Origin of the sequence: Flavobacterium sp. Sr18 (assembly GCF_011064265.1) — a bacterium.
GTDB lineage: Bacteria > Bacteroidota > Bacteroidia > Flavobacteriales > Flavobacteriaceae > Flavobacterium > Flavobacterium petrolei.
On sequence record NZ_CP049329.1, the window covers coordinates 1,717,674 to 1,739,938 of the forward strand.

At 34.6% G+C, this 22,265-nt stretch carries 20 protein-coding genes; 8 read left to right on the forward strand and 12 right to left on the reverse strand.

Going from position 1 to position 22,265, the window contains the following annotated elements; genetic code table 11:
• Positions 1-10 precede the first annotated feature (10 nt).
• Positions 11-2,059 (forward strand): insulinase family protein, encoded by a 2,049-nt coding sequence (locus tag G7A72_RS07610; RefSeq protein WP_241258597.1) that lies wholly within the window; start codon positions 11-13, stop codon positions 2,057-2,059.
• A gap of 70 nt (positions 2,060-2,129) precedes the next feature.
• Here the strand turns inward: G7A72_RS07610 and G7A72_RS07615 are convergent, their stop codons facing one another.
• Positions 2,130-2,996 (reverse strand): DMT family transporter, encoded by an 867-nt coding sequence (locus tag G7A72_RS07615; RefSeq protein WP_113634073.1) that lies wholly within the window; start codon positions 2,994-2,996, stop codon positions 2,130-2,132.
• A gap of 109 nt (positions 2,997-3,105) precedes the next feature.
• On the opposite strand from G7A72_RS07615, the gene G7A72_RS07620 reads away from it, so the two are divergent.
• On the forward strand, positions 3,106-3,483 hold the full coding sequence (locus G7A72_RS07620; RefSeq protein ID WP_113634074.1) for a heavy-metal-associated domain-containing protein: 378 nt from the start codon (positions 3,106-3,108) through the stop codon (positions 3,481-3,483).
• A gap of 190 nt (positions 3,484-3,673) precedes the next feature.
• Here the strand turns inward: G7A72_RS07620 and gldD are convergent, their stop codons facing one another.
• The 4 genes from gldD to mutY all read right to left on the reverse strand — a co-directional run bounded on the left by gldD (position 3,674) and on the right by mutY (position 7,167).
• A complete protein-coding gene (gene gldD / locus G7A72_RS07625) occupies positions 3,674-4,237 on the reverse strand; it encodes a gliding motility lipoprotein GldD (protein ID WP_165152031.1) in 564 nt (187 codons plus the stop codon).
• Between the two features lie 88 nt (positions 4,238-4,325).
• Positions 4,326-5,621 (reverse strand): gliding motility-associated protein GldE, encoded by a 1,296-nt coding sequence (locus G7A72_RS07630; RefSeq protein ID WP_165152032.1) that lies wholly within the window; start codon positions 5,619-5,621, stop codon positions 4,326-4,328.
• 23 nt (positions 5,622-5,644) lie between these two features.
• Entirely contained in the window at positions 5,645-6,085 is a 441-nt protein-coding gene (locus G7A72_RS07635) for a single-stranded DNA-binding protein (RefSeq protein WP_113664971.1), read from the reverse strand.
• 44 nt (positions 6,086-6,129) lie between these two features.
• Complete coding sequence (gene mutY / locus G7A72_RS07640) at positions 6,130-7,167, reverse strand: A/G-specific adenine glycosylase (RefSeq protein ID WP_165152033.1); 1,038 nt, start codon at positions 7,165-7,167, stop codon at positions 6,130-6,132.
• A gap of 133 nt (positions 7,168-7,300) precedes the next feature.
• On the opposite strand from mutY, the gene G7A72_RS07645 reads away from it, so the two are divergent.
• Together G7A72_RS07645 and G7A72_RS07650 are read left to right on the forward strand one after the other, a co-directional pair.
• Positions 7,301-7,591 carry an HU family DNA-binding protein gene (locus tag G7A72_RS07645; protein ID WP_066080765.1) on the forward strand — a complete coding sequence of 97 codons (291 nt, stop codon included), beginning with the start codon at positions 7,301-7,303 and terminating at the stop codon, positions 7,589-7,591.
• A gap of 320 nt (positions 7,592-7,911) precedes the next feature.
• Positions 7,912-9,456, forward strand: a complete 1,545-nt coding sequence (locus tag G7A72_RS07650) for a ribonuclease E/G (protein ID WP_165152034.1) — start codon at positions 7,912-7,914, stop codon at positions 9,454-9,456.
• 208 nt (positions 9,457-9,664) lie between these two features.
• Here the strand turns inward: G7A72_RS07650 and G7A72_RS07655 are convergent, their stop codons facing one another.
• The gene (locus G7A72_RS07655) at positions 9,665-10,108 is read right to left on the reverse strand and encodes a nucleoside deaminase (RefSeq protein ID WP_165152035.1); all 444 of its coding nucleotides are present in this window, start codon (positions 10,106-10,108) and stop codon (positions 9,665-9,667) included.
• A gap of 93 nt (positions 10,109-10,201) precedes the next feature.
• Between G7A72_RS07655 and G7A72_RS07660 the strand changes: the two genes are divergently transcribed.
• Both G7A72_RS07660 and G7A72_RS07665 read left to right on the forward strand, forming a co-directional pair.
• Positions 10,202-11,983 (forward strand): 1-deoxy-D-xylulose-5-phosphate synthase, encoded by a 1,782-nt coding sequence (locus G7A72_RS07660; RefSeq protein ID WP_165152036.1) that lies wholly within the window; start codon positions 10,202-10,204, stop codon positions 11,981-11,983.
• A gap of 38 nt (positions 11,984-12,021) precedes the next feature.
• On the forward strand, positions 12,022-13,056 hold the full coding sequence (locus tag G7A72_RS07665) for a DUF3078 domain-containing protein (protein WP_113664966.1): 1,035 nt from the start codon (positions 12,022-12,024) through the stop codon (positions 13,054-13,056).
• A 3-nt stretch (positions 13,057-13,059) separates the two neighbouring features.
• Here the strand turns inward: G7A72_RS07665 and dgt are convergent, their stop codons facing one another.
• The 6 genes from dgt to G7A72_RS07695 all read right to left on the reverse strand — a co-directional run bounded on the left by dgt (position 13,060) and on the right by G7A72_RS07695 (position 21,168).
• Complete coding sequence (dgt, locus tag G7A72_RS07670; protein ID WP_165153703.1) at positions 13,060-14,406, reverse strand: dGTP triphosphohydrolase; 1,347 nt, start codon at positions 14,404-14,406, stop codon at positions 13,060-13,062.
• Positions 14,407-14,510: 104 nt separating this feature from the next.
• Positions 14,511-14,987, reverse strand: a complete 477-nt coding sequence (locus G7A72_RS07675; protein WP_165152037.1) for an RDD family protein — start codon at positions 14,985-14,987, stop codon at positions 14,511-14,513.
• 340 nt (positions 14,988-15,327) lie between these two features.
• Complete coding sequence (locus tag G7A72_RS07680) at positions 15,328-17,742, reverse strand: ribonucleoside-diphosphate reductase subunit alpha (RefSeq protein WP_165152038.1); 2,415 nt, start codon at positions 17,740-17,742, stop codon at positions 15,328-15,330.
• 177 nt (positions 17,743-17,919) lie between these two features.
• Complete coding sequence (locus G7A72_RS07685) at positions 17,920-18,897, reverse strand: ribonucleotide-diphosphate reductase subunit beta (protein WP_165152039.1); 978 nt, start codon at positions 18,895-18,897, stop codon at positions 17,920-17,922.
• A 790-nt stretch (positions 18,898-19,687) separates the two neighbouring features.
• Complete coding sequence (locus tag G7A72_RS07690) at positions 19,688-20,263, reverse strand: DUF3109 family protein (protein ID WP_113634085.1); 576 nt, start codon at positions 20,261-20,263, stop codon at positions 19,688-19,690.
• A gap of 86 nt (positions 20,264-20,349) precedes the next feature.
• On the reverse strand, positions 20,350-21,168 hold the full coding sequence (locus G7A72_RS07695) for a hypothetical protein (protein WP_165152040.1): 819 nt from the start codon (positions 21,166-21,168) through the stop codon (positions 20,350-20,352).
• Between the two features lie 186 nt (positions 21,169-21,354).
• On the opposite strand from G7A72_RS07695, the gene G7A72_RS07700 reads away from it, so the two are divergent.
• A complete protein-coding gene (locus G7A72_RS07700; protein WP_371807562.1) occupies positions 21,355-21,930 on the forward strand; it encodes a MarC family protein in 576 nt (191 codons plus the stop codon).
• A gap of 131 nt (positions 21,931-22,061) precedes the next feature.
• Positions 22,062-22,262 carry a hypothetical protein gene (locus G7A72_RS07705; protein ID WP_113634088.1) on the forward strand — a complete coding sequence of 67 codons (201 nt, stop codon included), beginning with the start codon at positions 22,062-22,064 and terminating at the stop codon, positions 22,260-22,262.
• Positions 22,263-22,265 lie beyond the last annotated feature (3 nt).

Genomic DNA, 22,265 nt, shown 5'->3' on the forward strand with positions numbered 1-22,265 from the left:
ATATATCATTATGAAAAAATCAATATTAATTTTATCAAGCTTGTTCTTAACAGTAATCATGCAAGGACAAATCATCCCTCAGCCAAAACCCGGAGTCGCTCCAACGATAAAAATTGGAAAACCGGTAACCTTTGAATTAAAAAATGGTTTAAAAGTTATGGTCGTTGAAAACCATAAATTACCAAGAGTAGCATTCAGTCTTACTTTAGACAATGATCCGTATACTGAAGGCGACAAAAAAGGAGTTGCTGATATGACCAGTACTTTAATTGGAAGCGGTACCACAAAAATTTCGAAAGCAGCTTTCAATGAAGAAGTTGATTTTCTGGGAGCCAACATCAATTTTAGTTCAAACGGTGCATCAGCAAGTGCATTGTCTAAATATTCTGGAAGAGTATTGGAATTAATGGCTGACGGTGCATTAAACCCAAACTTCACTCAAGAAGAATTTGACAAAGAAAAAACAAAACTTATCGAAGGCTTAAAAGCGAATGAAAAAAGCGTTTCAGCAGTAGCAGCAAGAGTTGTAGATGTTTTGACTTATGGAAAAAACCATCCTGCCGGAGAATATGTAAGTGAAGCTACGTTGAAAAACGTAACTCTTGCTGATGTAAAAGCGAATTATAATACTTATTTTGTTCCAAGTAATGCTTACCTAATTATTGTGGGTGATGTAAAATTCAGCGAAACAAAAAAAATGGTAGAGAAATTCTTTGGTTCATGGAAAAAAGCAACTGCGCCATCGACAACTTTTAATGATCCAAAAGACGTTCAGTATTCACAAATCAACTTTATTGACATGCCTAATGCAGTTCAATCAGAAGTTGCGGTTGTAAATATTTCGAACCTTAAAATGACTGATCCTGATTATTTTGCTGTCTTGGTTGCCAATCAAATCCTAGGAGGTGATTTCAATAGCTATATCAACATGAACCTAAGAGAAGCTCACGGATGGACGTACGGCGCTAGAACTAGTATTTCTGGTGACAAAAGCGTTTCTACTTTCAATGCTTCTACACAAGTTCGTAATGCAGTAACTGATAGTACTGTTGTTGAAATCTTCAAAGAATTCAAAAAAATCAGAACAGAGAAAGTGACTGATGAAATGTTAGCCAATGTAAAAGCAGGATACATAGGACGATTTGTAATGCAAATTGAAAAACCACAAACGGTAGCAGGATATGCTTTGAGAATTCAAACACAAAGCTTACCAGCTGACTTCTATGAAAACTACATCAAAAACATCAGTGCTGTAACAGCAGATGATATTTTGAGAGTAGCCAATAAATACTTCTTGGCAGACAACAGCAGAATTGTAATAGTAGGAAAAGCAGCTGATGTAGCTCCTAGTTTAGAAAAATTAAAATTCCCGGTATCGTACTTTGATAAATACGGAAACCCAACGGCTAAACCTGAATTCAAAAAATCGGTTCCAGCTGGAGTTACTGCAAAAAGCGTTATTGACAATTACATCAAAGCTATTGGCGGCGAAAAAGCAGCATTAGAAGTAAAAACAATCGCAATGACCGGAACTACAACAATTCCACAAGCACCTTCTCCATTAAATTTTACTTCTAAAATTGATGCCAAAGGAAAGCTTATGGTTGAATTAGCCATGGGAACTATGAGCTTAATGAAACAAGTAGTAAATGAAAAAGGAGCTTATGTAATGCAGCAAGGGCAACGTCAGAACATCGAAGGAACGATGCTAACAGACATGAGAGCAGCTGCAACACCTTTTGAAGAATTATCTCTTTCTAAAAAACAAGGTTTAACACTAGAAACTATCGAGTCAATTAATGGAAAAGACGCTTATGCCGTTAAGAACGGTAAAACTACTCTATATTATGATGTAGTTTCTGGTTTAAAATTAGCAGAATCTAAAGTGGTAGAACAAGGTGGTCAAAGCATCACACAAACTACAAATTATGCAGATTACAAAGAAGTAAAAGGAGTTAAAGTTCCTTTTAATATCATCCAAAATGTAGGTTTTGAATTGGACATAAAAATGTCTGATGTAAAAATCAACGAAGGTGTTTCGGATGCTGATTTTCTATAATCAAATCTTGAATAAATAATCAAAGGCTGTCTTTTTAGGCAGCCTTCATCGTTTAATACTATTATTGAACCTATTTCTTAGCTGATAAATACACGCCAATTAAAACAATAAAAGCGCCAAAAAACTGAACCGGCGTCAACATTTCATTGTCTAATAACCCCCAGCAAAAAGCAACAACGGGAATCAAATACGTTACCGAAGTAGCAAAAACAGGTGAAGACATTTGGATCAATTTAAAAAATAGAATATTCGCAATTCCGGTTCCTACAACCCCAAGAACCATTATAAATAAAACCGCTTCCTGCACCTTAACATCGTGCACCACTTCGAAAAATCCAGAGAAAAATAAGATTAGGGATGCCGGAAAAAACAACACCATAAAATTCCCGGTAGTAATGCTCAATGGACTCAAATCATGCAAATATTTTTTGATTAAATTTACATTTATTGCATAACATATAGAAGCTATTAAAACCAAAATAGCATAATAATAATTTTGTTCCGGATGATGAATAGCACCATTCAAAATCAACAAAGCGCTTCCTATTAAACCAATTAGAATCCCAAAAATCTGATTTCTTTTAAACTGCAATCCAAAAACTAATGCACCCAGAATTAATGTATTCAAAGGAGTAAGCGAATTCAAAATAGAACTAACAGAACTATCAATTTCGGTTTGGGCAATCGCAAACAAATAAGCCGGAATAAATGTCCCAAACATAGAAGTTAAGGCAATGTATTTCCATTTATGTACCGGAATTTTAGACAAACTTTTGAACCCGATCAACAATAAAAAAACAGCTGCAAAAATAATTCGCAACGATCCCAATTGTAAAGCTGTTAAACCGATTAATCCTTTTTTTATCAGTATAAATGAACTTCCCCAAACCAAGGCAAGAACCATTAAGTATACCCATTTTAATTGCTTTGATTCCATAAAAATAATTTTGCCCCAAAATTGTAATTATTTTATGAATTAGTCCTTCTTTTTTTAATTAATTTTGCGAAATACAAAAACGCTTTTAATCTTTAAAATATACTTCATAATGAATATCAAAAAATCAATCGTAACGATAGTACTTACCAGTGTTTTATTTGTAGGCTGTAAGGAAAAAGAAACAGAGATGGCTGCAAAAGAAACTGCAATTACAGAAGCTCCAAAAGTTAAAAAAGAAATTGCTGCTGCTAATCTTCAAACAGCGAGTTTCTCTGTAGAAGGAATGACATGCGCTGTAGGCTGCGCCAAAACTATTCAAGAAGATTTGACCGCACTAGATGGTGTCCAAAAAGCAACGGTAGATTTTGATACAAAATTAGCCACAGTAACTTTTGACAAAACAGTTCAAACACCAGAAAAACTGACAACAGTTGTCGAAGCTGCTGCCGATGGTAAAACGTATAAAGTTTTGAAGATGAAGTCGTAAATTGACTTTCACATTTTTTACTGCAAAGCATTCTCTTACTGGGGATGCTTTTTTTTAACATATAAGTCATTGAAGGTCCTTTTAGAAAGCTCGGAATTTAGTATTCACGGGCTTATTTGCACTTAAATGTCTTATATGTTGTTAAAGATTATTTATTGTTAAGCAATATTTTGGTAAATCTTTATCCTTGTTATTTCCACTTTAAGGTCTCCATTAGTCGCTGCATGTCATTTTTGACATAACTTGCTGCTGGCATAATAGAATCATAATTAGGTTTTGCATAAAAATAAACAGAGCCAGTTACAAAATGTCTGGTACTGTCCGTGGCATAAAATTGTGAATTTGTCGCCGCATTTCCTTCTACCTGGTAAAACATCCCGTACACTTTTTTGTCTGAATTCAAATAGGGTTGTTCCAGAATATCATCTGCTTTTATAACATGCTCAAAAGTCAGTTTTTGAGCATCACGCAACAGTTCATTAATGTTTTTGGTTACTGGTTTATACGTCAAATAAATAGTTGCTTTCATTTTCGGGTATGTAATCGTCAAACCACAATTCTTGTCTTTTTTTATAACCGCATCAGAATTCATTTCGAATGTGAAAGGACATTCGTTTTCGAAATTTACATATTTAGCTTCTGGATAATCCAATCGCAAATAGCTGGAAGGTTTTGGCAGGACATCATCTTTGCAACTAAAAACTAACAATGATATTATACTTATTATTGAAAAAGCGACTATTTTTTTTAACATCTTTTTTCTAAATTTATTTAATCTTTTCTTTTTCTAAAGAAACACATTTTACAATGATTCTGATTGCTTAGAGGGTTTAAGTCGAGGATTACTCAAGAGTTACTTTTATTTGCTTTACCCTTTTTTGATCCACGGCTTCAACTGTAAACAAGCAATTTTCGAATGAAATTTTCTGATTTTTTTTCGGAAAATTTCCCAAAATTTCAAGAATAAAACCAGCCAGTGTTTCAGCTTCTCCTTTTTTGATTTCGAATAACTCTTCATCGACATCAATGATTCGATAAAAATCCTTAAGGTTTATTTTTCCTTCAAAAAGGTAATTTTTATCGTCAATTTGAGAAAAATTAATATGTTCATCGTCAAATTCATCGCTGATATCTCCAACAATTTCTTCAATGACGTCCTCAAGTGAAACTAATCCTGATGTTCCGCCATATTCATCAACAACGATAGCCAAATGACTTTTCATGCTTTGAAAATCTTTTAAAAGATTATCTAATTTTTTATTTTCAGGAACAAAGAAAGGCTCTCGCAACAACGATTTCCAATCAAATTCATTTGTATTAATATGTGGCAACAAATCTTTAACAAACAAAACGCCTTCTATCTGATCTATATTGTCTCGATACACCGGAATTCTGGAATACCCTTTTTCTATAATTTTAGGACAAATACCGGCAAAGGTTTCGTCTATTTCTAAAGCAAAAATATCGATTCTGGGACTCATAACTTGTCTGGTATCTGTATTTCCAAAGCTTACAATTCCTTCTAAAATTTTTTGCTCTTCTGTAGAAGTTTCATCCGATGCTGTTAATTCTAAGGCTTGTGATAATTGGTCAACAGAAAAATTTGTTTTTTGCTTCGCTAATTTATTGTGGAAATAAATCGTTGCCGCTCGCATAGGCAAACTTATTGGCGAAAGCAATTTGTCCAAAAAAGCAATTGGATACACAATTCCCTTGGCAAACTTTACGTTGTTTCTGCTGGCATATACTTTCGGCAAAACTTCGCCAAATAACAAAATCAAAAAAGTAGCGGCCAATACTTCCAAAGTAAATTTTAAAAGTGGCGCTGTAATTTCCGAAAAAATAGTATTTCCAACTACTGAAAACAAAAGTATTATGGAGATATTGATGAAATTATTCGCAACCAGAAGTGTTGCAACCAATTTTTTAGGTTTTGCTAAAAGTGAAACAATAATTTTCCCTTTGGAGTTATTTTCTTGTATCGTTTCGTCGATGTCTTTTTGTGACAACGAAAACAAGGCTACTTCAGCTCCTGAAATTAATGCGGAACAAAACAGCAAAATGGCAATTCCTATAAAACCAAACACTACTGTAGTATCAATAGCGTAAGAAAAAAATAAACTGGGCTCTGGGTCCAAATTAGTTAAGATTAATTAAACAATCAGAATGGCAAGTCATTAATAGGCAAGACATTATTTTCCGAGTCAAAATTAGTGTTTTTCGGAACATCAACTGCAGGAATTTGTTTGTTGTTTTCACTGTCTTTTTTTGTGGAAAGAAAAGTGAATTCGGTTACCTGAATTTCTGTGGTGTGTTTTGTACTTCCATCCTCTGATTGCCATTGGCGTGATTTAATGCGTCCTTCCACGTATATTTTATCTCCTTTAGAAAGGTATTTTTCACAAAGTTCAGCCGCTTTATTGCGTACTACCAGATTATGCCACTCTGTAGAAGTGATTTTTTCGTTGGTAGTTTTGTTGATGTACACTTCGTTTGTAGCCAATTGAAATCTTCCGATACAATTGCCACCATCAAAATAATGCATTTTGATGTCGTCGCCAAGAAAACCAATTAGCATAACCTTATTTAATGTTCCGTTCATTTTAGAATATGGTATTTCATCAAAGGTACATTTTTTTAGAAACTCTATAAATCCTTTTCAATAAAATTATGAATCACAATTGGGAACGGAAACGTTCTCAAAGTTTCCGTATCGATTCCGTTTTCAATTGTTCCTTTTACTTTTACTTTCCAAAACTTGATGTGTAAATGTTGGTGTGACAATTTATGAATGATACTTTTTTCGTTGTATTCTAACATACTCATAATTTCGTATTGGCTACTAAAATCGGTTTGAGTAAGAGTAGCAATAGTACTAAAATCTTCTTCTTTTTCGGTTTCGATCAAAGGGAATTCATATAAGTTGTGCCAAATTCCTTTGTCCGTTCTTTTCTGTATAATTGTATTTCCCGTTTCGTCTTCAAGAACTAGATAATTAAAGTATCGGTTTCTAACTTTTAGTTTTTTGGACTTTACAGGCAACTGATCGACTTTATTTTTTTGCAAAGCAGCGCAACTTTCGTTGAAAACACAAATACCGCAATTCGGGCTTTTAGGAACGCATTGCAACGCACCAAACTCCATAATGGCTTGATTGAAGGTTGCCGGATTATCCTTTGGCATCAGTTCGAAAGCCAAAGCAGCAAATTCTTTTTTGGAGGAAGCCTGAGCAATATCCGTATCCACATCAAAATAACGGGACAAAACCCGAAACACGTTCCCATCAACAACCGGAACAGGTTCATTATAGGAGAAAGAAGCGATAGCGGCCGCAGTGTATTCTCCTACTCCTTTCAATTTCAACAAGTCATTATAATTACCTGGAAAAATTCCCGATAATTCTTGTGCTATATGCTGCGCAGTTTCATGCAAGTTTCGGGCTCTGGAATAATATCCTAATCCCTGCCAGAGTTTCAAAACCTGTTCTTCATTGGCTTTCGCCAAATCAAAAACAGTGGGAAAAGCGGTTGTAAAAGACAAAAAATAAGGCATTCCTTGTGCCACACGCGTTTGTTGCAACATGATTTCAGAGAGCCAAATAGGGTACGGATCAGTGGTATTTCTCCAAGGTAAATCGCGTTTATTTTGTAAATACCATTGTATTAACAAGTTAGAAAAAATCATGTTTTAATTATTTGTTAGCAAAAGTAAAAGTTTATGTGATTAAAATTTAATGAATTAGCTTGAATAATTGTTTTTTAAATTCCTATATTTGCAAACTCAAAAAAATAGTACAACATTATAAATAGGAAAGAAAATGACGAAAGCAGATATCGTAGCAAAAATTTCAGAAAAATTAGGTCTTGAAAAAGGAGATGTACAAGCAACTGTAGAGACCTTTATGAATGAAGTGAAAAATTCATTAGAAACTGGAGACAATGTTTATTTAAGAGGTTTTGGAAGTTTTATAGTGAAGACTAGAGCTGAGAAAACAGGAAGAAATATTTCTAAGAATACCACAATAAAAATTCCTGCACACAACATTCCTGCATTCAAACCTGCAAAAGTTTTTGTAGAAGGAGTGAAAACAAATAACGAAGCAAAATAATAATATTAATCATAAAATCGACAAGACATGCCAAGTGGTAAAAAAAGAAAGAGACATAAGGTAGCAACGCACAAACGTAAAAAAAGAGCGAGAGCTAACCGTCACAAAAAGAAAAAGTAGTTTTAAACTACTTTTTTCTTTTTAAAAGTTCATTGAAATTGAGAAAAAGAAAACTAGAACAAAGAAGAAAGAAATAAGACTTATAAATCTTGCTTCTTGTCTCTTTGATTTTCTAAGTCTTTTCCTCCCCGGGTTCAATACCTGTTAAAATATTGTTTAATCCATTTGTTCGCTTTGGCGAATAGATAAAAATGTACAGCGTGAATAAAGAATTAATCATCCGATCTAGTTCTGAAGCCGTAGATTTTGCCTTATTAAAAGATGGAAAACTAATTGAATTACACAAAGAAGAAGAAAAAAGCAACTTCCAGGTTGGTGATATTTTTATTGCCAAAATCAGGAAACCAGTTGCCGGACTTAACGCTGCATTTGTAAATGTAGGCTTCGAAAAAGATGCCTTTTTACATTATCATGATTTAGGACCTAATTTAGCTTCCCAACTGAAATTCATAAAACTTGTAAGCGCAGGTAAATTAAAAGATTTCTCCCTAAAAAACTTTCAGTTTGAAAAAGAAATAGACAAAGATGGCACCATTACTGATGTTTTGAGTTCCAATCAATCTGTTTTAGTACAAGTCGTCAAAGAACCTATATCTACAAAAGGACCAAGAATTAGCGCTGAGCTTTCTCTTGCCGGAAGATTTATAGTTTTGGTTCCGTTTTCTGACCGCGTTTCTATTTCACAAAAAATAGAAGACAAAAAAGAAAAAGAACGCTTGAAACGATTAGTACAATCCATCAAACCAAAAGGATTTGGTGTTATTGTTCGCACAGTAGCAGAAGGCAAAAATACAGCCGAATTAGAAAAAGATTTGCAGAACCTGCTCAGCAGATGGACTGCAATGTGTAAAAAATTACCGACCGCTCATCATCCGTCTAAGGTATTAGGAGAACTCAACAGAGCTTCTTCAATATTAAGAGATGTATTTAATGATACCTTTAGTGGTATTCAAATTGATGATGAAGAGTTGTACAACCAAACAAAGGATTATTTGCAAGAAATTGCACCATCCAAACAATCAATTGTTAAGTTTTATCAATCAAAAGACACACCTATTTTTGAGAAATACAACATAGAGAGACAAATCAAAACTTCTTTTGGAAAAACAGTATCCATGAGTAAAGGGGCGTATCTTATTATCGAACACACTGAAGCTTTGCACGTCATTGACGTAAACAGCGGAAACCGTTCTAATAAAGCCACCAACCAGGAAGATACAGCCATGGAAGTCAATATGATTGCAGCTGCCGAAATCGCAAGACAATTACGTCTTCGTGATATGGGTGGTATCATCGTAGTTGATTTTATCGATATGTCAAATCCTGAAAATCGTAAAGTGTTGTTCGATTTCTTGAAAGAAGAAATGAGCGATGATAAAGCAAAACACAAGATCTTACCTCCAAGCAAATTTGGATTAGTTCAAATTACAAGACAAAGAGTAAGACCTGAAGTAAATATTAAAACCAGAGAAGAAGATCCAAACAATGAAAGTGGCGAAATTGAAGCGCCAATTCAAATCATTGATAAAATCGCTTTTGATCTGGAAAGAGTATTAAAAAACCACAAAGATGTTGTGCTAAATGTACATCCTTTTGTGGCCGCATACCTTACCAAAGGTTTTCCATCATTACGTTCAAAATGGTTTCTTGAACATAAAAAATGGGTGAAAATTATACCTCGTGATGCTTACACGTATTTAGAATATCATTTCTACGACAAAAAAGAAAATGCTGTCATAGATTAAATTGCAAACCGCCTTTCGTGAGATTGGCGGTTTTTTTGTGCGTTATTGCGAGATTTGTCGAAGCAATCTGTAATTTATAATTTATTTGTTTTTAGGAGCTATTTCCAGCTATTCGCTATATCTTTTGCAAAGCTACCAGCCTTCAAAAGGCTGGCAGCTTTGCAAAAGGATGCCGTTTCTATCTGGGCTAAGGCATTCGTTTATAGTATCACTTCCTTCTCTCGACAAAAAATCGCTTCATCAACTCCGAAGCTTCATTAGCCAAAACCCCAGAAACAACAGTAGTTTTAGGATGCAATTGCGTACCCATTTTTACAAAACCGCGATTTTCATCGCTAGCACCATACACAATTTTCGAAATTTGACTCCAGTACAAAGCACCGGCACACATCTGGCAAGGCTCCAGTGTGACATATAGTGTACAACCTATTAAATATTTCCCGCCAAGATAATTCGCTGCAGCAGTGATGGATTGCATTTCGGCGTGAGCCGTAACATCATGAAGTAATTCGGTTAAATTATGACTTCTGGCAATGACCTTATTATCAATGACAATTAGAGCGCCAACAGGAATTTCGCCTTTCTCAAAAGCCACTTCAGCTTCCTGCAAAGCTTTTTTCATAAAATATTCGTCGGTGAAAGGATTTATCATAATATAGACCGCAAATTCGCAAATTTAAATTCTTTGTGAAACAACTTTTTTTATCGACTGTAAAAATACAATTTCAAATCGTACCTTTGCTTTATGTCAGATAATTTACTTTCAAACATCAATAACCCAATCGATTTACGCTTGCTTGACGAAGCGCAACTTCCTCAAGTTGCACAAGAATTACGCGATTTTATTATCGCCATTGTGGCTGCAAAAGAAGGTCACCTTGGCGCAAGCTTAGGAGTAATCGAATTGACAATTGCCTTGCATTATGTTTTTGACACCCCAAATGATTTATTGATTTGGGACGTAGGCCATCAAGCCTACGGCCATAAAATACTCACAGGAAGAAGAGAAAATTTTCATACCAACAGGCAACTCGGCGGTATTTCCGGTTTCCCAAAAAGAAGTGAGAGTATTTACGATGCTTTTGGCGTAGGCCACTCCTCTACTTCTATTTCGGCAGCTTTAGGAATGGCGATTGCTTCTAATTTGAAAGGTAATTACAGTAAACAACATATTGCTGTTATTGGCGACGCTTCAATTGCCTCAGGGATGGCTTTTGAAGGATTAAATCACGCCGGAGTTACGGATGCTAATTTATTGGTGATTCTTAATGATAACGCCATCGGGATTGATCCAAGTGTAGGTGCTTTGAAACAATACCTAACTGCTGTAAAAGAAGGAAAAAATCCGAGGCAAAATAACATGATTAAATCCTTGAATTTTGATTATTCGGGTCCAATAGACGGCCATGATATTTTTGCCGTGATTAAAGAACTGAAACGTTTACAAAAAATAAAAGGACCTAAATTCCTTCATATCATTACCACAAAAGGGAAAGGTCTTCAACAAGCCGAAAAGGATCAGGTAAAATATCATGCTCCGGGAAAATTTGACGCTTTAACTGGAGAAATCCATGTTAAATCCGAAGAAAATTTACCTCCAAAATATCAGGATGTTTTTGGCTTGACCGTATTGGATTTGGCTAGAAAAAATGAGAAAATAATAGGAATTACTCCTGCTATGCCATCGGGAAGTTCTTTAAAATTCATGATGGATGCCTTTCCAAAACGTGCTTTTGACGTGGGAATTGCAGAACAGCATGCGGTGACTTTAGCCGCCGGAATGGCGACACAAGGCATGCTAGTTTATTGCAATATTTACTCGACATTTTTACAAAGAGCATACGACCAGATAATCCATGATGTGGCGCTACAAAACCTTCCTGTAATATTTTGTTTGGACAGAGCTGGTTTGGTCGGAGAGGACGGTGCAACGCATCACGGTGTTTTCGATTTGGCTTATTTGCGTTGCATTCCTAACATGATTATTCATGCGCCAATGAATGAAATAGCCTTGCAAAATATCTTATACACAGCGCAATTAGGATTAAATCATCCTATAGCCATTCGCTATCCAAGAGGTCGCGGAGTCATTCAAGATTGGCAAACACAACATCTAGGGAAGTATGAAAAAATAGCAATTGGAAAAAGTGTCTGCATCAAAGAAGGTTCAAAAGTTGCTGTTTTATCCAATGGAACTATTGGCAACAATGTCTCTTTGGCTATAGCCAAAATGAAACATCCGGAAACTATTGCGCATTATGACTTTTCATTTGTTAAACCATTAGACGAAAAGGCATTAAAAGATATATTTAACACCTTTAAAACCATCACTACAATTGAAGACGGAACTGTAAAAGGCGGTTTTGGAAGTGCAATTCTCGAGTTTGCCTCAGAGAACAATTATGCGCCAAAAATTACTGTTTTGGGTATTCCTGATGCGTTTATTGAACATGGAACTGTAGCCGAATTACAACAATATTGCAAAATTGACGTTAAAAGTCTTGAAATACTTTTTTCAAGTTATTAAAATAATTATTTTGCAACCTCAAATACAACTAGCCCAAAATGAAATTTTTAACCTTCACTTTATTACTGCTGACTTTCACATTTCCTCTTAATAGTTTTTCTCAAGAAACGACAAACACCACTCTTTCCGACGGACTTAAACCTATAACCACACTAACAACTGCAGGCAAAGCATTGCGTGTTCCACTAAAAATACAAACAAAAACACATTACCTTCCATTATCCTATTGGAGTAAAAAAAACAGTTTAGGCTTTGACATCTCTGAGGTAGCATTTGTCAACTGGAGCGCAGGAGGAACAAGTTCAATTTCCGGTTTATTTAAAGGTAAATTTCACAGAGTCTATAACAGAAGTAATTATAACTGGTCAAATGAATTAATAATTAGATACGGTTTGAATAAACAAGATGGAATCGATCTTCGAAAAACAGACGACGCCATCCATTTAAATTCTACTTTTGGATATAGAAAAGACACACTTTCAAACTGGTTTCATTCGGCTAAATTTAATTTTAATACGCAATTTACGAATGGTTACGCCTATCCAAATACGGAAATAGCTATTTCAAAACCCTTTGCACCCGCTTATATTTTTATGGGAATAGGCGCTGAAAATATCAATAAAGAAAAAAACAGAACCTTCTACATCTCTCCATTTACATTTAAAACAACCTTAGTTTTAGACCAAAGACTGGCTGATCAGGGTGCTTTTGGAGTTGTAAAAGCCACCTACGATTTAGATGGAAACCTATTAACTGCAGGAGAACAGGTAAAAATGGAACTTGGTTTTCTGATTACTAATAAATTCAAAAAAGAAATCTTCAAAAATATCAGTTTAGAAAATCGGCTGAGCTTATATTCTGATTATGTAAATCGTTTTGGAAATATAGATATTGATTGCGACTTGCAGATAGAACTTGTGGTAAATCAATATGTGAAAGCCAATATTGGAGCACATGTTATCTACGACGACGATATCAAATCAAAAAAAGAAATTGCTGGAATACAAGTAACTGAAGGCCCAAAAACACAAGTTCGACAAGCAATAGGTGTTGGAATTGAATATGTTTTTTAAAAGTTAATTCTTTTTTCTCCCATTAATAGTTTCAAATAATTCCAGTGCATTTCCATCAGTCAGCAGCGATACAAAATGACAAATATGCAGTAATCTTGCATATAGATTCTCTTTTTCCAAATGGTGTTTCTCAGGCAACATTTTCAGAATTAAAGAGTCGTAATTAGACGCATTTCCATTGTATTTATTATTAAAAGCCGTTATGAATTTATCCAACAACGTTTGAATAATCTGATAACCTACGATTTCTTTCTCAATGACTTCACGGCTTTGGTAAATATTATCAACGCTAATCTTGATAATATCATCCATCTGGGCTTTGTACTTACTTTTGTCCATTATGGCAAAAGGAAATTTTCCGTTCAGTATTAACGTTTCATTTTCGACAAATACTTTTACAGCATCATTGATTAAACTTCCAATAGCCAAAGCGCGCAAATAACTAATGCGATCTTCTTTGGTTTCCAAAGTTTTGTATTTAGATGTATCAATACTGTCTTTTACCAATTTTATTAAATATTCCAACGCAAAATCCTCAGAAACTAATCCTAAGTTTATTCCGTCTTCAAAATCAATAATGGTATAACAAATATCATCGGCAGCTTCCACTAAATACGCCAAAGGATGTCTTTCGAAACCTATATTATCGCCTGATTTATTTGGAATCAAACCCATATCTAAAGCTACATCTTGAAAAAAAGCTTTATCGGTTTGAAAGAAACCATATTTTTTGTCAGCAATGTCTTTGGTTGGTTTTTTTGGTAAACTTTCTTTTGGATACTTCATGAAAGCACCCAAAGTTGCATAGGATATCCGAAGTCCGCCTTCAATTCCGGGACGACTAGCCGTCAGTACCGAAAAACCGTTCGCATTCCCTTCAAAATCAATTAAATCTTGCCATTCTTTTGCCGTAAGCTGGTCTTTGTATTGTTGCCCTTTTCCAATGAAAAAATATTCTCCAATCGCTTTTTCACCGGAATGTCCAAATGGTGGATTTCCAATATCATGCGCCAACGAAGCCGCAGCAACAATAGCCCCAAAATCATTCATGTGATAGCCATGAACTTCTTTCAAATGCGGATATTTCTCGATAATTTTCTTACCCACCAATCGCCCCAATGAACGACCCACAACCGAAACTTCTAAACTGTGCGTCAATCGGGTGTGCACAAAATCAGTTTTTGATAAAGGAATAACCTGTGTTTTATCCTGTAAACTTCTAAAAGCGGCTGAGAAAATGATACGGTCGTAATCAACCTCAAAACCCAAGCGGGTATCGTCTTGTTCTACACGTAATCTTTTGCCTTTGTCGCCTTGTCGTTTTAGTGATAAAAGTTGTTCCCAGTTCATCATTTTATTTTTGGTATTTAGAAGGAGCGAATATAAAGAAAAGGATGTGTTTAAAAACAAAAAAGCAGCCTAAAATGACTGCTATTTTTATCTTTTCTAATTTCTTATTCCTCCGAAAACAATTTCTTTTTGGCTATAAAATCATGCTTTTTCACCACATAGGTAACTGATAAAGTATCATGCCATCCTCGCTCAGCAGTTAAAAAAGAAAAAGGCTCAAAAGGAATTAATCTAGAAAGTGTTCGTATAATAATGCTTTTCATATTGGGTCTTGAACCATCATGCTTCACAACCATTGTTTTCGTGAAATACTTCCCGAAGGTTCTAGAAAAATACATTTCAGTAAGTCCATAATAAAAAAACAAGATGACAAGTCCAAAAAAGAAACTCTCAACTATGCTTAATGAGGAAACCCAATTTGATGCTGTATCACTTTTCGTTAAATCTCCAATTAGAATTATGGTCGTACCAATACTTATTTCGATAACGTAAATTATAAATAAATCAATAACGAAATTCAGTAGACGTTGGCCTTTGGAAGCTAGTAAATCATCAGTAACAGTAAATTTTTTATTTTCCATGGCATTTAGTATAAAAGGATTGTTTAAAGTATGAATTATCTCAAATATAGTGAATTATTTACAAATTTAAACTGTTAGCTCTTGCTATTTTAGCCCTGATTGCAGTGAAAATCCTTTTTGTTCGCCTTTTCGGCGAATAAAAAGATTACCTCACTTTACTGTTATTTCCATAGGAGTTCAGTGAATTTCATTTGTAACGAAAAGCGGGAAATAGCTCCAAAAAAAAAGCAGCTATCATTACAATAGCTGCTTAATATTTCTTTTTCACCCAAATGACAAAAATTTTATTTATTACGATTCAATCAAAAATCAAAAATCGTTAATCATCATTCTGAAATCCTTAACTCCCACACATTTCACATTCGTCTGGACCAGCATTTTTAGACAATTCTAGCATCGCTCTATATTCATCGGCAGTCATTTCTACTGCTTCTGCAACTGCAGGAACAGCGATTGATTGCTCTTTGATTTCGATTGGCTCTGCTTTTTTATCGTTGTTCAATGTAAATTTAATTGCATCCACCGCAGCTTTTGTTCTTAGATAATACATTCCCGTTTTCAATCCGGATTGCCAAGCATAGAAATGCATCGATGTCAATTTAGAATAATTGGCATTTTGCATAAACAAATTCAACGATTGTGATTGATCTACAAAATAACCACGTTGACGTGACATATCGATAATGTCTTTCATTGACATTTCCCAAACGGTTTTGTATAATTCTTTCAAGTCTTGCGGAATATTAAGTGCTTGAACTGAACCGTTGTTACGCATTAATTCTTGTTTCAAGTTTTCGTTCCACAAACCACGTTCCACTAAATCGTGCAACAAGTGTTTGTTTACCACAATAAATTCACCTGAAAGTACTCTTCTCGTGTAAATATTAGAAGTATATGGTTCGAATGCTTCGTTGTTACCCAAAATTTGTGAAGTCGAAGCCGTTGGCATTGGCGCCACTAATAATGAGTTTCTTACTCCGTGTTCCATTACTTCTTTTCTCAATGAAGTCCAGTCCCAACGTCCTGATAATTCCTCATCTTTCAATCCCCAAAGGTTATATTGAAATTCCCCTTGTGAAATTGGCGAACCTTCAAAACTAGAATATGGACCTTCTTCTTTGGCCATTTCCATCGATGCGGTTACGGCTGCAAAATATAAGGTTTCAAAAATTTCCTGATTCAGTTTTTTCGCTTCGTCGCTCGTAAACGGCAAACGCAACATGATGAAAGCATCAGCTAATCCTTGCACTCCAAGGCCAATTGGTCTGTGGCGTTTATTAGAATTTTCTCCTTCAATTACCGGATAATAATTCCTGTCAATTACTTTATTTAAGTTTCTGGTTACTCGTTTGGTAACGGTATACAACAATTCATGATTGAATTTTTTGTTTTCCACAAACATTGGTAACGAAAGTGAAGCCAAGTTACAAACCGCAATTTCATCTTTAGAAGTGAATTCCATAATCTCCGTACACAAATTCGAAGAACGAATGGTACCCAGATTTTTTTGGTTTGATTTTCTGTTCGCCGCATCTTTGTACAACATGTAAGGTGTTCCAGTTTCAATTTGAGATTCTAGGATTTTCTCCCACAATTCATGCGCTTTGATGGTTTTTCTACCTTTTCCTGCTTTTTCGTAATCCGTGTACATTTTTTCGAAATCTTCACCATACACATCATACAATCCTGGACATTCATTAGGACACATCAAGGTCCAATAACTGTCTTCCTGCACACGTTTCATGAATAAATCCGAAGTCCACATCGCGAAGAACAAATCTCTCGCACGCATTTCTTCTTTTCCAGTATTCTTTTTCAAGTCCAGGAATTCAAAGATATCCGCATGCCAAGTTTCGATATAAATAGCAAAACTTCCTTTACGTTTTCCTCCACCTTGATCTACATATCTTGCAGTATCATTGAAAACTCTTAACATAGGAACAATTCCGTTGGACGTCCCGTTTGTACCACGAATATAAGAACCAGTCGCTCTTACATTGTGAATAGAAAGCCCAATTCCACCCGCTGATTGCGAGATTTTAGCCGTTTGTTTCAACGTATCGTAAATCCCGTCGATACTATCGTCTTGCATTGCCAAAAGGAAACAGCTTGACATTTGAGGTTTTGGCGTACCTGCATTGAACAATGTAGGAGTTGCATGCGTAAAGAACTTTTTCGACATTAAGTCGTACGTTTCAATCACCGATTTCAAATCGTCTAAGTGAATTCCAACAGAAACACGCATCAGCATGTGCTGTGGACGCTCCACGATTTTACCGTTTATTTTTAGCAAGTACGATCTTTCTAAGGTTTTAAAACCAAAATAATCGTAGTTGAAATCTCTATTGTATATAATGTGGGAATCCAAAAATTCCGCGTTATCCATAATCACTTTATGCACTTCCTCAGAAAGTAACGGTGCGTATTGACCGTTTCTTGGGTTCACATAATTGAACATATCATTCATCGTTTCCGAAAATGATTTTTTAGTATTCGAATGTAAATTTGAGATTGCAATACGAGCGGCTAACTGTGCATAATCCGGATGCGCAATAGTCATTGACGCAGCAGTTTCGGCAGCAAGATTATCCAATTCCGATGTCGACACACCATCATAAAGTCCTTCAATTACGCGCATTGCCACTTTCACGGCATCAACCAAATCATTCAAACCATAGCATAGTTTTTTAATTCTATCCGTGATTTTGTCGAACATTACCGGCTCTTTGTGGCCATCTCTCTTAATTACATACATAAGCTCAATTGTTTTTAAAAAACAGAAAATCCCTTTCCTATTTTTTTGGGTATTTGTTAATTTTTTTTTGGGAAGCTAATCCCGCTGTCATTCCAATCTTTTTGTTTTTAAAGAAAAAACAAAAAGGATATTCCCTTCCATCGGGGCTAAAGCACCCGATACTACAATAACTATTTTCTAAAAATCAGCGTCAAACGATATTTTTTGAGCATCTTCATCGGTATTCATAACACCAGCTTTTTGATATTCGGCCACTTTCTTTTCAAAGAAATTTGTTTTTCCCTGAAGTGAAATCATATCCATAAAATCAAACGGATTTGTAGTATTGTATTCTCTTTCGCAACCTAATTCAACCAATAACCTATCCGCAACAAATTCTAGATATTGCGTCATCAAAACTGCATTCATCCCTATCAAACTCACTGGAAGCGATTCGGTGATAAATTCTCTTTCAATATTCAATGCATCTACAATGATACTTCTGATTCTTTCTTTTGGCACTTTATTCACCAAGTGGTGGTTGTGTAAATGCACGGCAAAATCACAGTGAACCCCTTCATCACGCGAAATCAATTCGTTAGAAAATGTCAATCCTGGCATTAATCCACGTTTTTTCAACCAGTAAATAGAACAAAATGCTCCCGAAAAGAAAATTCCTTCCACCGCTGCAAAAGCAATTAATCTTTCAGCAAACGAATCTGATTCAATCCATTTCAAAGCCCAATCCGCTTTTTTCTTAATTGCCGGAAAAACTTCTAACGCATTGAACAATTCATCTTTCTCCACTTCATCTTTCACATAAGTATCAATCAATAACGAATACGTTTCACTGTGAATGTTTTCCATCATGATTTGGAACCCGTAAAAGAATTTTGCTTCTGCATATTGCACTTCGTTCACAAAATTCTCAGCAAGATTTTCATTTACAATTCCATCTGACGCTGCGAAAAATGCCAAAATGTGTTTAACAAAATAACGCTCATCGTCAGAAAGCTTATTATTCCAGTCATTTAAATCTTGTGACAAATCGATTTCTTCAGCAGTCCAGAAACTGGCTTCCATACTTTTATAAAATTCCCAAATATCATGGTGTTTGATAGGAAAAATCACGAAACGATTTTTATTCTCTTGTAAAATTGGTTCAAGTTGTGCCATTTATAGTAGTTTGTTTTTTTGAGTTTTTAACGGAATAAATTCCGTTTTGAGAGTTACAAAGATTGTGAAATATTGCTGGAATTAAAAGCCAAACTTATCCACAATCGGTTATAGTTTTTAACAAACGCTCAATAGAAGACCATTTCTCACAAATATTTTAAATATTTAAAAATCAAATATTTAAAACTAAAAAAAAGGGCACAAAGTACCGTAGAATATAGGATTTTAAAAACAGTAAACAAGAAAATTTGATTTTATTTTTAAAAAAAATATTTTAAATTTCGCCAACAAAACACATCATTAATTAAAAATAAATACACTTGAAAAACTTATCAATACAAAAAATTAAATTGTTCATAATTTTAAGTGCACTTTAACTTTGTTTCAAATATTTATACACTATTTTTGATGCATTAAAAAACCGATACAATCACTACGATTATATCGGCTTTTAAATTATTCTATCTTTCGATAAATAATTTCACTACGTCAAAAATGAGTCGTCCAAAACCAACAATTGACGGAGTGAGTTTCCAAAACTTGAGCCAAAGACTTTCTGAGTCTGTAGGCTCTTTTTTTTTGACTTTCATCTTTACAAAGATTGTCAAATATTGATGAAACTAAAAGCCAAACTTATCCACAATAAGCCATAGTTTTTAACAAAAGGAAAAATAAATAGATTTTTATTAAAACCATAACAAACTGTAAATCAGTTTATTAAAATCTAAAAAATAGTGTAAAGTACCGTAAAATATAGGATTTTTAAAATAGAAAACAAGATTTTTTTATTCTATTTTGAATTATTTTTATGTTCCTCGGCAACTGTCTCAAGCTCGGCATACCAATCCTCTCCAAACCTTCTTACTAAAGCTTCTTTGACAAATTTATAAACCGGAACTTCTAACTCTTGACCTAAAGAACAGGCTGGATCACAAATATCCCATTTGTCATAATTAACAGCGGCAAATTCCGTAAAATCTTTCACACGCACAGGATAAAGATGACAAGAAACCGGTTTTTTCCAGTCGATTATTCCTTGGTTGTACGCTTGTTCGATACCGCACAAAGCCGTTTTACCATCAAAAATTACGTAAGCGCAATCTTTATCATCGATTAATGGTGTTTCAAGATCACCATCTGTTCCTTTGACCCAAGTTCCTTGCGCTTCAATAGCAGCAATTCCCTGCTTACGCAAAAAGGGTTTGACCTTTGGATAAATAGATTCGAGGATTTTAGTTTCCTCCAAACTTAATGGCGCTCCAGCGTCGCCGTCTACACAGCAAGCGCCTTTACAAGCGGTCAAATTGCAAACAAAATCTTTTTCGAGTAAGTCTTCTGAGACGATGGTTTTTCCTAGTTGAAACATTTTGCAAAGGTATTCAAAGAAATTCAAAAAAGCACCTCAGCAAATCATAAAATTCGAAAACAAAATAGAAGAAAATAAAAAATAAGTTACATGAATTTATAATCTGATTTTAGAAATTCTCGAGAATTTTTCTCTAAAACAACACACTTCATGGTGGTGACTTTTCCTTTATCTTTCAAGTCTTTCATACTCATTGTCATCATCAAAGATCGGTCTCCGGTTTTAAAATAGCGTTTTAAAACATCCGGAGTTTTCTGTCTTTGCTGAGATCTAAACATATCCGAAAAACTCACTTTGGCCTCATTTGTATAATAAAATACCATCACAAAATCCGTACTTGTAGCTTCGATTCCCTTACAATTATAACCCATAATTATTTTATTGGGAAGCGACCTGTATGAAAATCCGTCACTTTCATTCTCTTTTGATGTTATCTCTGAGTAATCAGGCATTTTAGAAGCCATGGCAACCTTTTCTTTTTCTTGTTCAAAAGCAGTAATCATCAACTTATTTCTGCTGTCAATTACCATAAACATCTCACCGGATTCCCCCATTTTGAAACCAAAATATTCCGCATTAGGCTCTAAAAAATAATCCATAATCATCGCCTTTTCATTTTCACTCTGAATCTCCAAAGAATATTTCCAACTGAACGAATAAGAATCCGGAACCAAAGCAGGGTCTACTTTGTTTTTTCCGTACGCCATTGCCATCACATCAGCATTCAATTTTTTATTCATTATTTGCTGCTCCTCTTCGTCAGTTGTGTCTGTACTTTTATCAACTGCTTTTCGCGTTACATTATCTTGAATTTTTTTCTGAATTTTTTTCAAAATTTGCGCTTCTGTAGTATTTACAAAAAGAAACATCAGCACTACACTAAAAACCCATCGTATCGTTTTCATCGCTGTGAATTTTAAATTAATAACAAATTTACAAATTGATTATCAGATACTTATACTTTTTTAAAAAATAAAAAATACTAATTATTAAATAAAAATAAAGAATGAATTACGTCCATAAATAAAAAATCAACGTAGTCCATAACCAAACTAAATTCTATACTTTTGCAGTAAACAAACAAGCAAATTATGGAATTCGACATTAGAGAAATAATCACAGTAGGAATGGTACTTTTTGCCGTAATTGACATTGTGGGATCGATCCCGATAATTGTTGATTTAAGAGCAAAACACGGACACATTGAATCTGAAAAAGCATCTATTGTTGCCGCTGTAATCATGATTGTTTTCCTTTTTGCAGGTGAAGAACTTTTAAAATTAATTGGCATCGACGTCAATTCATTTGCAGTTGCAGGATCTTTTGTCTTATTCTTTTTGGCGTTGGAAATGATTTTAGGAATCAGGATTTATCGTGATGAAGAAGCCAGTTCCGCCTCCATTGTTCCGTTAGCATTTCCTCTGATTGCCGGCGCCGGGACCATGACAACTTTACTTTCATTACGATCGCAGTTTTACACTATTAATATCGTTATTGCCATAATTTTGAACATCATTTTAGTATATATCGTTTTGAAATCTTCTTCTAAAATTGAAAAAATGCTAGGAGAGAATGGACTTGGAGTCATCCGCAAGACTTTTGGCGTTGTACTGCTTGCAATTGCTGTTAAATTATTCGCTGCGAATGTTAAAGGTTTGTTTGTCTAAATTAAATTTTCATAAATTTACCCCCTAATTTAATGCTACAAAATTAATTAGATTTTTTATCAATTTCATTCCAATTTAAAAACTACTGTCCCAACTATTTTTTTATTTCAAAACAAAAACAATAACGTACTATGAAAATTTTCACTAATATATTGGTGTTTTTAGCAATCGCTCTAATCCTTTTTAATGTTACTTTGCTGGATTTTAGAAATCCATTTCAAGGAGAAAGTGTAGTTGCTTTTATTGGAATCGCAGCTTCTTTTTGTGCTGTAATGATTCTGTTAATCTTTAGAATTTCAAAAAGAATTGAGGAAAAAACTAACGAAAAGTAATCG

Coding starts and splice junctions, on each gene's coding strand:
- G7A72_RS07610 (WP_241258597.1), top strand. CDS start 11: ATGAAAAAATCAATATTAATTTTATCAAGCTTGTTCTTAACAGTAATC.
- G7A72_RS07615 (WP_113634073.1), bottom strand. CDS start 2,996: ATGGAATCAAAGCAATTAAAATGGGTATACTTAATGGTTCTTGCCTTG.
- G7A72_RS07620 (WP_113634074.1), top strand. CDS start 3,106: ATGAATATCAAAAAATCAATCGTAACGATAGTACTTACCAGTGTTTTA.
- gldD (WP_165152031.1), bottom strand. CDS start 4,237: ATGTTAAAAAAAATAGTCGCTTTTTCAATAATAAGTATAATATCATTG.
- G7A72_RS07635 (WP_113664971.1), bottom strand. CDS start 6,085: ATGAACGGAACATTAAATAAGGTTATGCTAATTGGTTTTCTTGGCGAC.
- mutY (WP_165152033.1), bottom strand. CDS start 7,167: ATGATTTTTTCTAACTTGTTAATACAATGGTATTTACAAAATAAACGC.
- G7A72_RS07645 (WP_066080765.1), top strand. CDS start 7,301: ATGACGAAAGCAGATATCGTAGCAAAAATTTCAGAAAAATTAGGTCTT.
- G7A72_RS07655 (WP_165152035.1), bottom strand. CDS start 10,108: ATGATAAATCCTTTCACCGACGAATATTTTATGAAAAAAGCTTTGCAG.
- G7A72_RS07660 (WP_165152036.1), top strand. CDS start 10,202: ATGTCAGATAATTTACTTTCAAACATCAATAACCCAATCGATTTACGC.
- G7A72_RS07665 (WP_113664966.1), top strand. CDS start 12,022: ATGAAATTTTTAACCTTCACTTTATTACTGCTGACTTTCACATTTCCT.
- dgt (WP_165153703.1), bottom strand. CDS start 14,406: ATGAACTGGGAACAACTTTTATCACTAAAACGACAAGGCGACAAAGGC.
- G7A72_RS07675 (WP_165152037.1), bottom strand. CDS start 14,987: ATGGAAAATAAAAAATTTACTGTTACTGATGATTTACTAGCTTCCAAA.
- G7A72_RS07680 (WP_165152038.1), bottom strand. CDS start 17,742: ATGTATGTAATTAAGAGAGATGGCCACAAAGAGCCGGTAATGTTCGAC.
- G7A72_RS07685 (WP_165152039.1), bottom strand. CDS start 18,897: ATGGCACAACTTGAACCAATTTTACAAGAGAATAAAAATCGTTTCGTG.
- G7A72_RS07690 (WP_113634085.1), bottom strand. CDS start 20,263: ATGTTTCAACTAGGAAAAACCATCGTCTCAGAAGACTTACTCGAAAAA.
- G7A72_RS07695 (WP_165152040.1), bottom strand. CDS start 21,168: ATGAAAACGATACGATGGGTTTTTAGTGTAGTGCTGATGTTTCTTTTT.
- G7A72_RS07700 (WP_371807562.1), top strand. CDS start 21,355: ATGGAATTCGACATTAGAGAAATAATCACAGTAGGAATGGTACTTTTT.
- G7A72_RS07705 (WP_113634088.1), top strand. CDS start 22,062: ATGAAAATTTTCACTAATATATTGGTGTTTTTAGCAATCGCTCTAATC.